The 15340-nt window shown below is 43.2% G+C and carries 14 protein-coding genes; 10 read left to right on the top strand and 4 right to left on the bottom strand.

Annotated features, from left to right (window positions below; all coding sequences use genetic code 11):
- Positions 1 to 28: 28 nt before the first annotated feature.
- From VIR50_RS06260 to VIR50_RS06235, 6 genes are all read left to right on the top strand, one after another.
- The gene (locus VIR50_RS06260; RefSeq protein WP_331934280.1) at positions 29 to 322 is read left to right on the top strand and encodes a hypothetical protein; all 294 of its coding nucleotides are present in this window, start codon (positions 29 to 31) and stop codon (positions 320 to 322) included.
- Positions 303 to 797: an RsiV family protein gene (locus tag VIR50_RS06255; RefSeq protein ID WP_331934279.1), complete on the top strand. Its 495-nt coding sequence runs from the start codon at positions 303 to 305 to the stop codon at positions 795 to 797. Before VIR50_RS06260 ends, VIR50_RS06255 begins: the two co-directional genes overlap by 20 nt.
- A 2-nt stretch (positions 798 to 799) precedes the next feature.
- Positions 800 to 1417 carry a 16S rRNA (guanine(527)-N(7))-methyltransferase RsmG gene (gene rsmG / locus VIR50_RS06250; protein WP_331934278.1) on the top strand — a complete coding sequence of 206 codons (618 nt, stop codon included), beginning with the start codon at positions 800 to 802 and terminating at the stop codon, positions 1415 to 1417.
- A 1-nt stretch (position 1418) separates the two neighbouring features.
- Positions 1419 to 2063, top strand: coding sequence for an MBL fold metallo-hydrolase (locus VIR50_RS06245; RefSeq protein WP_331934277.1), 645 nt, complete (start codon positions 1419 to 1421; stop codon positions 2061 to 2063).
- Positions 2029 to 2658 carry a crossover junction endodeoxyribonuclease RuvC gene (gene ruvC / locus VIR50_RS06240; protein WP_331934276.1) on the top strand — a complete coding sequence of 210 codons (630 nt, stop codon included), beginning with the start codon at positions 2029 to 2031 and terminating at the stop codon, positions 2656 to 2658. Before VIR50_RS06245 ends, ruvC begins: the two co-directional genes overlap by 35 nt.
- 409 nt (positions 2659 to 3067) lie before the next feature.
- Positions 3068 to 3556 (top strand): hypothetical protein, encoded by a 489-nt coding sequence (locus VIR50_RS06235; RefSeq protein ID WP_331934275.1) that lies wholly within the window; start codon positions 3068 to 3070, stop codon positions 3554 to 3556.
- 80 nt (positions 3557 to 3636) lie between these two features.
- Here the strand turns inward: VIR50_RS06235 and galE are convergent, their stop codons facing one another.
- Positions 3637 to 4674, bottom strand: coding sequence for a UDP-glucose 4-epimerase GalE (galE, locus tag VIR50_RS06230; protein WP_331934274.1), 1038 nt, complete (start codon positions 4672 to 4674; stop codon positions 3637 to 3639).
- A gap of 119 nt (positions 4675 to 4793) precedes the next feature.
- On the opposite strand from galE, the gene VIR50_RS06225 reads away from it, so the two are divergent.
- Together VIR50_RS06225 and VIR50_RS06220 are read left to right on the top strand one after the other, a co-directional pair.
- Positions 4794 to 6020 (top strand): type IX secretion system plug protein, encoded by a 1227-nt coding sequence (locus VIR50_RS06225; RefSeq protein WP_331934273.1) that lies wholly within the window; start codon positions 4794 to 4796, stop codon positions 6018 to 6020.
- A gap of 236 nt (positions 6021 to 6256) precedes the next feature.
- A complete protein-coding gene (locus tag VIR50_RS06220) occupies positions 6257 to 7591 on the top strand; it encodes an NADP-specific glutamate dehydrogenase (protein WP_331934272.1) in 1335 nt (444 codons plus the stop codon).
- A gap of 155 nt (positions 7592 to 7746) precedes the next feature.
- On the opposite strand, the gene VIR50_RS06215 is transcribed toward VIR50_RS06220, so the two are convergent.
- The 3 genes from VIR50_RS06215 to VIR50_RS06205 all read right to left on the bottom strand — a co-directional run bounded on the left by VIR50_RS06215 (position 7747) and on the right by VIR50_RS06205 (position 11506).
- Positions 7747 to 9267 (bottom strand): peptide MFS transporter, encoded by a 1521-nt coding sequence (locus VIR50_RS06215; protein ID WP_331934271.1) that lies wholly within the window; start codon positions 9265 to 9267, stop codon positions 7747 to 7749.
- Between the two features lie 70 nt (positions 9268 to 9337).
- Positions 9338 to 10081, bottom strand: coding sequence for a porin family protein (locus VIR50_RS06210; RefSeq protein ID WP_331934270.1), 744 nt, complete (start codon positions 10079 to 10081; stop codon positions 9338 to 9340).
- A 24-nt stretch (positions 10082 to 10105) separates the two neighbouring features.
- A complete protein-coding gene (locus VIR50_RS06205; protein ID WP_331934269.1) occupies positions 10106 to 11506 on the bottom strand; it encodes an amino acid ABC transporter substrate-binding protein in 1401 nt (466 codons plus the stop codon).
- A gap of 216 nt (positions 11507 to 11722) precedes the next feature.
- Between VIR50_RS06205 and VIR50_RS06200 the strand changes: the two genes are divergently transcribed.
- Both VIR50_RS06200 and uvrA read left to right on the top strand, forming a co-directional pair.
- On the top strand, positions 11723 to 12424 hold the full coding sequence (locus VIR50_RS06200) for a gliding motility-associated C-terminal domain-containing protein (RefSeq protein WP_331934268.1): 702 nt from the start codon (positions 11723 to 11725) through the stop codon (positions 12422 to 12424).
- Positions 12417 to 15266: an excinuclease ABC subunit UvrA gene (gene uvrA, locus VIR50_RS06195; RefSeq protein WP_331934267.1), complete on the top strand. Its 2850-nt coding sequence runs from the start codon at positions 12417 to 12419 to the stop codon at positions 15264 to 15266. Before VIR50_RS06200 ends, uvrA begins: the two co-directional genes overlap by 8 nt.
- The last annotated feature ends 74 nt before the right edge of the window (positions 15267 to 15340 follow it).

Genomic DNA, 15340 nt, shown 5'->3' with positions numbered 1-15340 from the left:
AATGATGTAATTTTGCAAAAGATTCAAGATGAATACATTGATAATGAAAAGTAGGATGGCGCTTATTACCGTATTCTTTGCTATTTGGGCAGGAATTTTAACGGGATGTCATAGGCAAACCACCACATCAGATATTCAATTTGACAGTTTGATGATAGATACTGTATATAAATTGACCGACAGCAAGAGCAGTCCCACCTTGACATTGCAGCTTCATTTAACCTATGCCAAGGGTAAAGGCAGCCAAATTATCAATCGGCAATTGGCCCGTGAACTCTTCAGCCAAGGCTATTCCGACAAGCATGCCCCAAGTAGTGAATAAGTTTGCCACCCAAATTCTCCACACATACCGGCAGGATTATGCTGCCATGCACCGAGAGGACGTTGAAAATGATTCGGCGTATAACCTAAGGTATACCCTTCATTCAGCAACCGTTTTCTCAGAAAAGGCCGTCACCTACTGCCTATACCGCCAAATACGACAAGGCGGTTACCAAACTCGGCAAGTAACTACACTCTGCTTTGACCCAAAAACAAAACGACTCTTATCGCTCAACGACCTCATTCCCGCTCCCTACACGAAGGACGCCAGAGCTGAAATCGTGGAAAAATTATGCAGGAAATTCAATGTGGATAACGAGCAACAATTGGCAGATTTGTCAATAACATTCAACGAATCATCCGACTATCCCTCAAATTTCATCCTACACGATGACGGTATCACTGTTATTTTCAATCAAGATGAAATCGCGCCACATAGCTTTGGGGAGATACGCATTAAGATAAAAAGATACTGACAATGGAACTCATCAACAAATATTTTAAGGATTTAACCGAGACACAGCGCAACCAGTTTGCCGCCTTAGCCCCACTCTACAAAGAGTGGAACGAGAAGATTAATGTCATTTCACGCAAGGATATAGCCAACATTTATGAGCATCATGTGCTCCACTCCTTAGCGATTGCCAAAGAATTCCATTTCAAAGCAGGAAGCCAAATCCTCGATTTTGGCTGTGGTGGTGGTTTTCCCGGTATCCCGCTTGCCATCCTTTTCCCCGAATGCCACTTTAAAATGATTGACGGAACGGGCAAGAAGGTCATGGTGGCCCGTGAGATAGCGCAAGCCATCGGGCTTAAAAACGCGGAGCCGGTTCACCTACGCGGCGAAGAAGAAAAAGGCAAATACGACTTTATTGTCAGCCGAGCTGTCATGCCACTTCCCGACTTAATGAAAATCGTAAGGAAGAACCTAAGCCCCAAAATGAACAACGCGAGGCCCAATGGTGTCATCTGTCTGAAAGGCGGACAATTGGATGAAGAGCTTAAACCCATGGGCAAGAAGGTAGAAGTTGTCCCCATCAGCAACTATTTTGAGGAAGAGTGGTTCGCTGAAAAATTCATTGTTTACTCCTATTAATATGCTGACCATTAAGACATTTGCATGCAATATGTTGCAGGAAAACTGCTACATTGCGAGTGATGAGACAGGAGAAGCCGTCATCATAGACTGCGGTGCCTTCTATCCGGAGGAACGGCAAGCTATCGTTGACTACATCACCACCAACAATCTCACCCCAAAACATCTGCTGGCTACGCATGGCCATTTGGATCATAACTTCGGAAACAACACCATCTGTGATGTTTTCCACCTGCAACCAGAGGTATCGCATAGGGATAAAAAGCTGATAGATACGCTCAAACATCAAGGCCGCCATTTCTACAACATGGAGCTTGACTATGATTTTCCGCCCGTAGGCCATTACTTTGAGGACAACGAAATCATCACATTTGGTAATCATGAAATCAACGTAATCGAAACTCCGGGCCACTCCAAAGGCAGCGTTGTCTTCTATATTCCCACAGAAAACGTACTCTTCAGCGGTGATACGCTCTTCTATCGCAGTATCGGCCGAACTGATTTTGCGGAGGGAAGCATGTTTATGATCATCAATAGTCTGCATCGATTGGCCCAGTTGCCCGACAATACAAGGGTACTTCCCGGGCATGGAATGGAAACCACTATCGGCGATGAATTGGCCCACAATCCCTACATGGGCCGCTAATCAATCCTCACAACCAACAAACCAAGCATTGAATAAACCCGAAAAAATTATATTAGGTATTGACCCCGGCACCAACGTTATGGGATACGGCGTGCTGAAAGTGTCAGGCAATACGGCCCAAATGGTTGTCATGGGAATCATCGACTTGCGAAAAATGAGCGATCCCTATCTGCGATTAGGCAAGATATTCGAGCGTGTGACAAGCATTATAGACGAATACCTGCCCGACGAAATGGCCATCGAAGCCCCTTTTTTCGGCAAAAACGTTCAATCCATGCTGAAATTAGGACGTGCGCAAGGGGTAGCCATAGCTGCCGCCATACGCCACGATGTACCCATACATGAGTATGCGCCACTGAAAATAAAGATGGCCATTACCGGACAAGGACAGGCCACCAAAGAGCAAGTTGCCGGCATGCTGCAACGCTTGTTGAAGCTCGACGCACGGGACATGCCCAAGTTCATGGACGCCACCGACGCCCTCGGAGCTGCTTATTGTCACTTCATGCAGATGAAAAATCCTCAGATTGAAGGCAAACAATACCGCAGTTGGAAAGACTTCGTCAGCAAGAATCCCGGTCGTTCCGGGCTATAAAGCAAGACTACAGACTGTCGGTGAGCACCCCGTTCAGCCGCAACAGTTTTTACATTAATAAGAGTTATAAAATATTAGTAATCAAGTATATAAAGAAATTATTAAACATTTAACGCAGCGTTGTGACGCAATGAGTTTCCAATAGCTTAGCTTTCACCTCCTCAAAGCAGCCTTTTCAGCGCCTCAAAACAGTCCTTTCAGGCGTCAAAAAAGGCTCTTTTGAAAAGTAAGAAAACTACTATTCGGAAATCATTTCCCAGCACCTCCGCCTCGCCCTTGGCATTATCGTGGTACAAGCATGCCCAAACGACTTTCTAAAAGAAGATTTATCTTCACGATAGAGTCCAATACCCGCATGTTTTCCCACCCTATTAAATACATAGAAATATTAATTAAACAACAAACAAATATGAAACAAACAATGATCGCGATTGCGCTTCTGTGCCTCTCTTTTGTGGAAGCAAAGGCGCAAGACGTCTATAAAGAAATCTTACAGACGTCAACCAAAGTTGCCACCGACAGGGCAAACGACATGGAAACCCGCAAGATTGCCACTTTCAAAGTGGATGCACTCAAGTATTTGCTCATGAAAACCAATGAGCTCATGCCCGACAGCAATATGCACATGGTGGATGTACAAGCCTACGCTATGTACAGATTCGTAAATGAATATGTAGAATCTTTGTCTAAAGCAAATAAGAAAAAGGACAAAGAACTCATCATGACGATTTACAAGGAAGCTACCATCCACAATCCACGGTTCAACGATATGGATAAGGAACTCATCCTTGCTTATTACAATAATGATAACTTCCTGACCCAATTCTCATTGGATTGTGACTGGGAAAAGGCCTTGAAAGAAGTTGAAAACGTAAAAGAGGCGGCTAAACAACTATAAATTCATTAAATAAAGAAAATCGGTTTCTGTTGTGAGAATGTCACCGCGGAAACCGATTTTCTTTATAATAAAACGACTATTTACATTACTCCGTCCTCACGGAGCTTCTCTTGCCATCGCCAAGCGCTCAACAGCACGTCCTCAAGCTGTGTGTCAGCTTTCCATCCCAACACCTCATTGGCCTTGGTACAATCGCCCCAAATCTTTTCAATATCGCCCTCACGACGGGGACCAAACTTCCAATTTACTTTCACACCGGTAGCCTTTTCAAAGGTATCAATAATCTCCTTGGTAGAATTTCCCTTACCGGTTCCGATGTTAAAGTATTCCAAACTGTCGGTTTCTTTATCCAACACACGGGTCATCGCAGCCACATGGGCCTTGGCCAAGTCCACTACGTAGATGTAATCACGGATGCACGTGCCGTCAGGAGTATTATAGTCATTGCCAAAGATCGTCAGTTCCTTACGCACTCCCATGGCTGTTTGAGTAACGAACGGTATCAAGTTATTGGGCACTCCGTTAGGCAATTCGCCTATCAATGCCGAGGGGTGAGCCCCGATGGGGTTAAAATAGCGAAGCACGATACTCTTGATAGGCGCATGGCTGTGGATATAGTCATAGATAATTTGCTCATTAATCTCCTTTGTATTGCCATAGGGCGACACGGCTTTTTGATGGGGCGCTGTCTCTGTCACGGGCAAATTCTCAGGCTTCGGCTGGCCATATACGGTGCAACTCGATGAGAAAATAATGCCCTTCACGTCATATTTGGGCATTAGCTCCAACAGATTCACTAACGACACGACATTGTTTCGATAATACAAAAGTGGTTTCTCCACGCTCTCTCCTACTGCCTTTGATGCGGCAAAGTGGATAATTCCCTCTATTTTGGGATATTTCTTAAATACTGATTCCGTAGCCTCATAATCCTTTAAATCGACTTTTTCAAAGGCAGGACGGACACCTGTAATTTTCTCAATGCCATCAAGCACTTCTATCTTTGAGTTACTCAAATCGTCAACAATTACAACCTCGTATCCCGACTCAATAAGTTCTACCGTAGTGTGGCTGCCTATAAAGCCCGTGCCACCGGTCACCAAAATGGTTTGTTTCATAATGCGATTGATATAATAAGTATAATTTCAATTCTGTAAATAAAGAAAAATATGAAGCCAAAATATAAAAAATTCACAATGGCTTCAATTATTTTGCTAAATTAAGCTATATTTGCCACATGGCAAGAATTATTCTACTGATATTTACATTTTTTAATCTTATGAGCGCGTTTGCCCAGCAAACGGTTGTTTATCACCCACAAATAGCCACGGTTACGGTGATGCGTGAAAACGATTGGCGCTCATTGCCGGTAATCCCGCTGCAAGGTGATCAAAGAATTTGCGTGGACTTTGATTGTTTCGACACCAACTTTCATCGCTTCTTATACAAGATAGAACACTGCGAAGCTGATTGGACGGTCTCGGAAGGACTGTTCACTACGGATATTGCCAATGGTTTCTTGGAAGATTTGGAGATACCCCACATCGAACCATCCGTAAATACCACGATTCCATATACGCACTATGCTTTCGCCATACCTAACGAACGGGTAAGCCTGAAATTGAGCGGTAACTACAAAATCACGGTTTACGACGCGGACGAGGATAATCAGCCGGTATTCACTTGTTGCTTTATGGTTGTCGACAAAAAGGTGGGTGCCTCGCTGAAAGTCAACACAAACACAGATATAGATATTAACAACGCGCATCAACAAATTGATTTTCGGGTAACCCATAGCGGTATGGTTGTCACCTCACCGCAAACCCAGTTCAAAACAGTAGTCCTGCAAAACCATCGTTGGGACAATGCGGTGTTCAACCCACAGCCACAAACTGTCAACCAGCAAGGCTTGACATGGCAGCACAACCGACAGCTGATTTTTGACGGAGGCAACGAATATCGCAAGTTTGAAATATTAGACACAGACCACCCCACGATGGGTATTAAGGATATAGTTTGGGACGGAAATATGACACATGCCTACTTATGGCCCGATGAACCTCGGCCCAACTACGTCTTGGCACCCAGTGCCAACGGTCCGTTTGTCATCCGTAACAGCGACAATACAGAAATTCACACAACAACGGATTACGTGGACGTGCACTTCATGCTCAAAATTCCGCGGCAGCAAGCACCAATCTATATCAACGGGAACTTTACAAATGGGCGCTTCGAGCCTCCCTTCCGAATGGAATACTCAACAGAGGAAAATCAGTACCAAGCCACTATCAGGCTCAAACAAGGCTACTATTCATACCAATATGTAGAGGAAGCAGGCAATGGCAAGCTCAAACCATTGCACACGGAAGGTAATTTTTACCAAACAGAGAACCATTATCAGCTACTCGTTTATTACCGTAAGCCTAACGGGCGAACCGATGAGCTGGTAGGATTGGTAGAATAATGGCAGGAGTAAAGTTCAGGTGTTATATATATAATAAGGTACAAGAGATAACAGAAAGACTAAAAACAATGCAAATAAGTGACAATTACATCTATTTTAAATATTTATAATAGCATTTTGTTTAAAATCTAAATATATTTCTTTAACTTTGCAACGAGAGATGAAGAAAAGCGATAAAGTTGTGTGCGAAAACAGCTTTATTCGTTACAAAGTAAAACTATTAAAACATAAAGCTTATGAAAGCAGTGGACATTGTTGAGAATTTAAAACAAAGATTTCCGAATGAACCCGAGTACATACAGGCTGTGAGCCAAGTATTAGGCACGATTGAAGAAGAGTATAACAAGCACCCCGAATTTGAGAAAGCCAACCTCATAGAGCGGCTTTGCATTCCCGATCGGTTGGTAGAATTTCGTGTTTCGTGGGTAGATGACAAAGGAAACGTCCAGACAAATATGGGCTATCGCGTTCAGCACAATAACGTCATAGGTCCTTATAAAGGTGGCCTCCGCTTTCATAAGTCAGTAAACTTGTCTATCCTGAAGTTCCTCGCGTTCGAGCAAACTTTCAAAAATTCACTGACAACACTGCCTATGGGCGGTGCCAAAGGAGGCTCTGACTTTTCACCACGTGGCAAAAGCAATGCGGAAGTCATGCGTTTCTGTCAGGCTTTCATGACCGAACTCTACCGCCATATCGGTCCGGACGAGGATGTTCCGGCCGGCGACATTGGAGTTGGTGGCCGTGAAGTGGGCTATATGTTTGGCATGTATAAAAAACTGACACATCAGTTCCAAGGCATATTAACCGGCAAAGGACAAGAATTTGGAGGCTCAAGAATACGGCCTGAAGCTACCGGATACGGCAATGTTTATTTCTTACAGAACATGTTGAAGACACAAAACATGAGTCTTGAAGGAAAGACCGTGCTCGTTTCGGGAGCCGGTAACGTAGCGCAATATACCATCGAGAAATTGCTCCAATTGGGCGCCAAACCGGTCACTTGCTCCGATTCCGATGGATATATCTATGACCCCGATGGCATTGACGAGGAGAAATTGTCCTATATCATGGAGCTCAAGAACATAGAACGGGGCCGTATCAGAGAATATGCTGAGAAGTATGGCGTGAAGTATGTGGAAGGGGCGAAGCCTTGGTTTGAGAAAGCTGACATCGCCACCCCATGCGCCACCCAGAATGAAATAGACGAAGAAGCCGCAAAGGCGCTTGTTGCCAACGGCGTAATAGCCGTAACCGAAGGCGCTAACATGCCTACCGTACCGGCAGCAATCAAGGTTTTCCAAGACGCGAAAATCCTATATTGCCCGGGCAAAGCCTCCAATGCGGGTGGCGTAGCTGTGTCGGGTCTTGAGATGACTCAGAACTCGGAGCGTCTCCGTTGGAGCCGGGAGGAAGTGGACGCCAAGCTCCATGAGATTATGGACGACATCCACAAAAGTTGCGTAAAGTATGGAACACAGCCCGACGGCTACATCAATTACGTAAAGGGAGCTAATGTTGCAGGATTCTTAAAAGTAGCCAAAGCTATGATGGCACAAGGTATCGTGTAATCAGTATCGGGTATTTCCAACGATAAAAGCCATATCCTAACTCTTTTAATCAGAGTGGATATGGCTTTATTTTATGCTGTATAAAAGTCAACCGGCAACTTAGCCGATTGACTTATTACGAACAATCATTTATTGAATTGCCCTTCGGTTCAATATTAGCAAACTTTCTCGAGCTTCTTCATCACAGAGAAGATGAATACGAACGAAGCAAGACAAAGAGCTACCAATACGCCCCAAACCACTGTCAAGGGGACGTTCTTCCAAAGATAGGCAGGAATCTGAACCAAGAAATTACCAATGGCGGTAGCACCAAACCAGCAACCCATCATAAGTCCCTGATACTTTTGAGGAGCAACCTTAGACACAAATGAGATTCCCATTGGTGAGAGCAAAAGTTCTGCAAAGGTAAGAACCAAATAAGTAGAAACCAACCAATTGGGAGATACACGCTGCTCGTCAGAAAGCGTATAGCTCAACCCTACGGAGGCCATAATCATGATAACATAACCCGCACCAGCAACAAGCATTCCATAACCAATTTTCCGGGGAGCAGTAGGTTCTTTGCCCCTTGAAGCCAGCCAGCCAAAAATAGCCATGCTGACAGGTGTAAGACCTACTACGAAGCAAGGATTGAACTGCTGGAAAATAGGAGCAGAAATAGCTGTGTCAACATCCAAAATGCTGTTATACTTGTAGCCAAGAAAGCATCCGGCCACAGCTATGATTACGAAAGCTATCGTCTTCCCCTTGGACGTTTTGCTCTGGAAAAGGGCGAACAATGCGTAGATAATCAAAATGACAGCCAACAAGTTGGTCACATCAAAGAGCATACCTTCAGCGCCATGCACGCTTGTAACGACAAAGTCACGGGCGAAATAGGTCAAGGTGAGGCCGTTCTGATGGAATGCCATCCAGAAGAAAATAACCACGGCAAAGACAAGGAACAAAGCCACCAAGCGTGACTTAGTGTCTGCTTTCTCTTCAGGTGTTTCCTCTTTCACAACCTTCGCTGCTGCCTCAGCAGACTTGTCACTCTTCTTAGCAGAGTTATCTACGTTGGCAAATGTCCAGCGGAAACCATAATAGATACAGATTGATACAATCAGAGATATACAAGCTACACCGAAAGCATAATGATAGGCAGTTTGCTCGGAAGCTCCCAAAGAAGTCTTAGCCCAGTCCATTATTTTCAAAGCGGCCGTAGGAGCGAACAAAGCACCTATGTTGATAGCCATATAGAAAATAGAGAAGCCTGCATCACGCTGCGACGCATACTTAGGATCGTCGTAAAGATTGCCCACCATTACTTGCAAATTGCCTTTAAACAAGCTCGTTCCAATACAAATCATCAGCAAGGCTCCCACCATGATAGATATGGCCGCAACACCCGAACCTGCGGGAATGGCCAAAAGGAAGTAGCCCAAGAACATGATTAGAATACCAAAGGTGACACATTTGCCAAAGCCTATTTTATCGGCAACCGCACCACCCGCAATGGGAAGGAAATAAACAAGCATGAGGAATGTGGAATACACTGTTCCGGCAAGACCTTCTCCCCAGCCGAAATTAGCCTGTAAAAACAAAACGAAAATGGCCAACATTGTGTAGTAGCCAAAGCGCTCACCGGTATTGGCAAGGGCCAAAGCATAAAGGCCTTTAGGTTGATTTTCAAACATAAGTTTTTGTAATTAATTAATATTAGGTATAATTTTCTGTCTGATTTATTAGGGTAACGGCCACTAAGAATTATTCTTTCTTCTTGGTCCGGGATATGTCAAAGAGATATGCCGCTTTGATAACAATATTGCCTAAATTGGACTTTGCAAAATAATCACGCTTGGAATTGCCGTAAATATTGCCTAAACCATAATAATAACGTCCTTCCAACAACATGTGTCCTAACTTGGGATGAGCATATTCTATTCCGGCTCCCAACGCTATTCCATAATCAAATTTATTCTCAAGCGCCATTGTTTCTTGAGCGATAATCTGATTACTACGGGCATTGAGATTACGTTTATCAAAGTCATAGTTCTTTTCCGTGGACTCACTGATGAAGAAACCAAACTGCGGTCCTAAGTTCACGAAGAACTGCAAGCCCTTAGCCTCCTTTCCCCAAGCCAAATGTGCAAAAATGGGTACTTGTATGTAATTCAATGTACGGCTATATTTCTCAGCTTGTCCGGTTGTTTCATTGATAACAGCTTTCCTCTCATGATCGATAATATCTTCTTCCCAACCTACTTGTGCATAGTTAACTTCACCGAGAATAGAGCAGATTGTTGAGAAATATTTCTCAGAAGTATATTTGATGGTGATACCTCCGGTAATGCCATTGTGCATTTTTAAATTCACCTTTGGGGTGAAACCAACGTCACTCAAGACCATACCACCGTTGACACCAACCTGAAAATCACTACGGTGAGAACCTACTTGAGCCTGCGCCGAAAGGGCTATAACGCCCAACAACATTGTTAAAAGTCTTTTCATAGAATGGATTTGTCTCATCACAAGTTAATATTTCATTAATTCTAACTTGTTGTCATAGCGGTAATGCACGAGCAAAAAGCTGTTATTCTGATAACCTCCCGCACCCACTTTCACAAAATGCAACGGTGTTTGCAATGCACGATAAGCACTTTGATTTTTCATTCCGACAAAGTTCTTGCCGTACGTATGCAGGCCCTGAATAAAATAACGAGCCTGATCATATCCGGTCAAGGCAAAACAAGGAAGCGCCATTTGCATTTCCGAAGCAAACCAACGGCTATAATAACGCTCAAGTTGTTGCGTGCTACTTTCCAAAGGATTATAATAGAAAGTGGAGGGTATATAGGTGTCAAACTTATGGAAATGTTCTATATTATATTTGGTATACATCAACCACTCCGTATAACCATAAAGCGAAATCAGCAGCCCTTTACGCATGGCTAAAAGCCCATCAAGTTTATTTAAGGCTACGGTCAGCTCCGGAGACCTTCCCGTATTGAGGATAACAACATTGCGTTTGTTCACGTCAAATGCTTTTGCAAAACTTTCCTCACTCGACTTCAAGTTAGTAATACTATAGGTTATGCCCATTTTTTCAAGCTGCTTGCGCAAACCGAAAGTAAATGGAGCTTTGGTACTGGTTGTATCGTTACAATCTATAAAAACCGGATGGGTATCCTTAAATTGCGATAAGAATATATCGATACTACGCTGATTCAATTGTGATGGCGACTGATAAACTTGGAAAATTCCCTGATAATTTTCCACATCATTCCCAGAAATAGAAAATGGTATCACCATTTTAATATGATTGCTCTTGCAAAACTGTGCAAGACTTTTCACTTGTTTTGTATAAAGAGGGCCAAAAATAATATCACAGTTTTTGGCTTTTGTATCTTTCAATATTGAATTTATATCTGTATCTATCGCGACATTCCAAGCACTGATATCCGTAGATATGCCCTTAGCTTTCATGTCTTCGCACGCCATCAGTACACCACGATAGTATTCTATCATACGACGTCCGTCTCCATCTACATCATGCAGTGGCAACATTACCCCTATCTTTATCCCTTTTCCGGCCTTATTCGCCTCTACCGGAGCAACCGTAGGCTTGAAAGTTTCTGCTCCTTGGCCAATATTTGCAGACGAGTTAACTGCTGATTTAGTGCCAACCTCGGCCCCATTTACCTGCGGAATCAGCACATAATCGCCATGCCGGAGCTCAAAGCCCTCTTGTTTCATTTCGGGATTAGCGTCTAACAACTGCTGAATTGTTAAACCAAATTTCTTAGAAATACCATAAACCGTGTCTTTTCTTTTCACTTTGTATTTCTCACGCACAACAAGTGACTGCGCCAACAAAGCACTGCTAAGAACAAATACAATGAGGAAAAAAGAAAATCTCTTTATCTGTAACATCATTATTCTCAATTTATTTACATTGCAAAATTAGTAAAATAATCGAATAATACTCAATAAAGGCATGGTTTTTCGATAGGTTTGGCAGCAATTAACACCATATAAGCATAGAAATATCATCCCATATTCAAGCCCTATTCCGTTAAACTTTCCATATTCATGCACTTTTTCAGGACGTTTTTTGTAACTTTGCTTCCTTAAAATTAAGCGACAATCGTAATGAAAAGAGCTATCATTTTTGCGATTCTATCAGTGCAATTAAGCCTTGGCTTAGCTCAATCCATGCCAAGTGTCTCCCCTACTGTAGACATAATTCCACCTGATAAAGATAAACTTACAAGCATTACGCTCTACTCCGGATCCGCTCCAATAAGTTGTTCATTCAAGGCTAACCCTATAGGAGCTGAGGGGTGGAACGCATATTATGAGTGGCATTTCCGATTAGACAATGCGCAAAGTGAACCATATTTAAGAAGATATGAGGAAGAAACACCATTACTTATCACCCAATCGGGAATCCACTATGCGCAACTTTACGCAAAATTTGTTCACGGAAAAGACACCATAATTTTCGATGAGCATGACATTCCCCCCATTAAAATAACCGTTTCAGAAAGTAAACTGGAAATGCCTAACGCTTTCTCACCCAATAATGACGGCATAAATGATATTTACAAACCAAAGAATGGATACCAAAGTATTGTTGAGTTTCATGCAACGATATTCAATCGATGGGGACAAAAGCTATTTGAATGGGGCGATCCATCGCAAGGATGGGACGGAACAAGCCATCGAAAGCCCATGAAACCGGGCGTTTACTTTTGCCTTGTAAAAGCAAAAGGAGCTGATGGAAGAGTTTTCAACATTAAAACTGATGTAAACTTACTTAGAGGATACGAAGATCAAACAAGCAATGAATAAGATAGAAGTATTGGGCGCAAGAGTCCACAACCTAAAAAATATTGACGTACAAATCCCAAGAGGGTCATTAACAGTTATCACCGGACTGTCCGGTTCCGGCAAGTCTTCTTTAGCTTTCGACACGATTTTCGCTGAAGGACAGCGTAGATACATTGAGACTTTCTCTGCTTATGCCCGCAATTTCTTAGGAAACATGGAACGGCCTGATGTTGATAAAATCTCAGGTTTAAGCCCCGTTATCAGCATTGAACAAAAAACAACCAACAAGAATCCACGTTCCACTGTTGGAACCACTACCGAAATATACGATTACTTACGCTTGCTATATGCCCGAGCCGGCACAGCATATAGCTATATTACGGGCGAGAAAATGGTGAAATATACCGAGGAAAAAGTAATCAAAATGATTTTTGAAGCCTATGCCGGAAAGTCTATTTACATCTTAGCGCCTTTGGTTCGCAATCGCAAAGGCCACTATCGTGAACTTTTTGAGAGCATGCGCAGAAAAGGATACCTGCACATTCGGGTTGATGATGAAATCATGGAAATAACCCGAGGCATGAAAACCGACCGCTACAAGAACCATAATATAGAGGTAGTTATCGACAAGCTGAAAGCTCCCGAAGCCGATTCATTAGACGACCAACACGTTCACTTAATCGCGGAAAGACTGCGTAAAAGCGTAGAAACTGCCATGAAACAAGGAGACGGACTTATCATGATTCTTGATAAGGACACCAACACGGGCAAATATTTCTCAAAACGACTGATGTGTCCCACCTCCGGAATCTCCTATAAAGACCCAGCTCCCAATATATTTTCTTTCAACTCACCCGAAGGAGCCTGCCCTCACTGCAAAGGATTGGGCTATGTCAACGAAATAGATATTAAAAAGGTGATCGAGAATCCTAAAGCAAATATCTATGAAGGGGGTATCATTCCATTAGGAAAATACAAGAACCAGATGATTTTCTGGCAGATAGAAGCCATCCTGAAAAAGTATGACTACAATTTGAAAACACCACTAAAAGATATTTCCCCAGAGGCAATGGATGAGATATTATATGGCAGTCTTGAAACCGTTAAAATCGACAAAGAGCTCGTCCACACCTCTACCGACTACTTCGTGACCTTTGACGGTATCATCAAATATATAAAGAATGTCATTGACAATGATGATACGGCCGCCGGTCAAAAGTGGGCCGACCAATTTCTTGCCGTTACCAAATGTCCGGAATGCCATGGAAAAAGGCTCAACAAGGAAGCACTCTCTTATAAGATTTGGGATAAGAATATCGCTGACGTTGCCAACTTTGACATTCTTGACCTGAAAGAATGGACCGACCAAGTGGAAAACCATTTGGAGCCACAGCAGCAAACGATAGCCGAAGAGATTTTAAAGGAAATACGAACCCGAATCCGTTTCTTATTAGATGTAGGTTTAGATTATCTGAGTCTCAACCGTCCCAGCGCCTCACTTTCAGGAGGTGAGAGCCAACGCATACGCTTGGCGACCCAAATAGGCAGCCAGCTTGTCAACGTCTTATACATATTGGACGAGCCAAGTATCGGCTTACATCAACGTGATAACGAGCGACTTATCAATTCACTGAAAGAGCTACGCGACCTCGGTAATACGGTTATAGTCGTAGAACATGATAAAGACATGATGTTGGCAGCCGACTGGATTATCGATATTGGACCCAAAGCCGGCCGTAAAGGTGGCGAAGTTGTATTCCAAGGCACGCCCAAAGAAATGCTCAAGACCCATACTATCACGGCCCAATTCCTTAACGGAAACCAAGAGATAAAGATACCGGAAACAAGACGGGAGGGCAATGGCAAGAAGATCACCATCAAGGATGCACGGGGCAATAACTTAAAACACGTCAATGTAGATTTCCCACTTGGGAAATTAATCGTGGTCACAGGCGTTTCCGGCTCAGGCAAATCTACCTTGATCAACGAGACACTGCAGCCCATTCTCTCGCAACATTTTTATCATTCGCTCAAGAAACCTATGCCCTATGGAACGGTGGAAGGCACTGACAATATCGACAAGATAGTAAATGTCGACCAAAGTCCTATCGGGCGAACGCCAAGAAGCAATCCTGCCACTTATACGGGCGTGTTCAGCGACATACGCTCTCTTTTTGTGAACTTGCCCGAAGCAAAAATAAGAGGTTATAAGCCCGGAAGGTTCTCTTTCAATGTAAAAGGAGGACGCTGTGAGACTTGTGGCGGCAATGGTTATAGAAGTATAGAAATGAACTTCCTGCCAAATGTCTTCGTACCATGCGAGGTTTGCCATGGCAAACGCTATAACAGAGAGACTTTAGAGGTAAGATATAAAGGTAAGAGCATAGCCGACGTGCTGGATATGACAATAAATCAAGCGGTAGATTTCTTTGAGAACGTGCCCAACATCCTCAATAAAATCAAGACCTTGCAAGATGTCGGATTAGGATATATCAAGTTAGGACAAAGCTCTACTACCCTATCAGGAGGTGAAAGCCAACGAGTAAAGTTAGCGACCGAGCTCTCCAAACGCGATACGGGCAAGACGCTATATATCTTAGATGAGCCTACCACCGGCCTGCACTTTGAGGATATAAGAATCCTTATGGACGTTTTGCAGACTTTAGTCAACAAAGGCAATACCGTAATCATCATCGAACATAACTTGGATGTCATTAAATTAGCCGACCATATTATTGATATTGGCCCTGAAGGAGGCCGGAACGGAGGTACTATTCTCTTCCAAGGCACTCCGGAAGACATGGCAAAACAAGGAATAGGACACACGGCTCCATTCGTGGCTCACGAACTTGGAATTAAATAAGTGTGAAAAATTACAGATTCGTATTTAATAGCCGTTAATACGATTAACATATTAGTTAAATTGGAATAAAAATT

The organism is Prevotella sp. (assembly GCF_036570325.1).
Lineage (GTDB): Bacteria > Bacteroidota > Bacteroidia > Bacteroidales > Bacteroidaceae > Prevotella.
The sequence above is the reverse complement of the archived record's forward strand: the minus strand, read 5'-3'. Positions and strand labels throughout refer to the sequence as shown.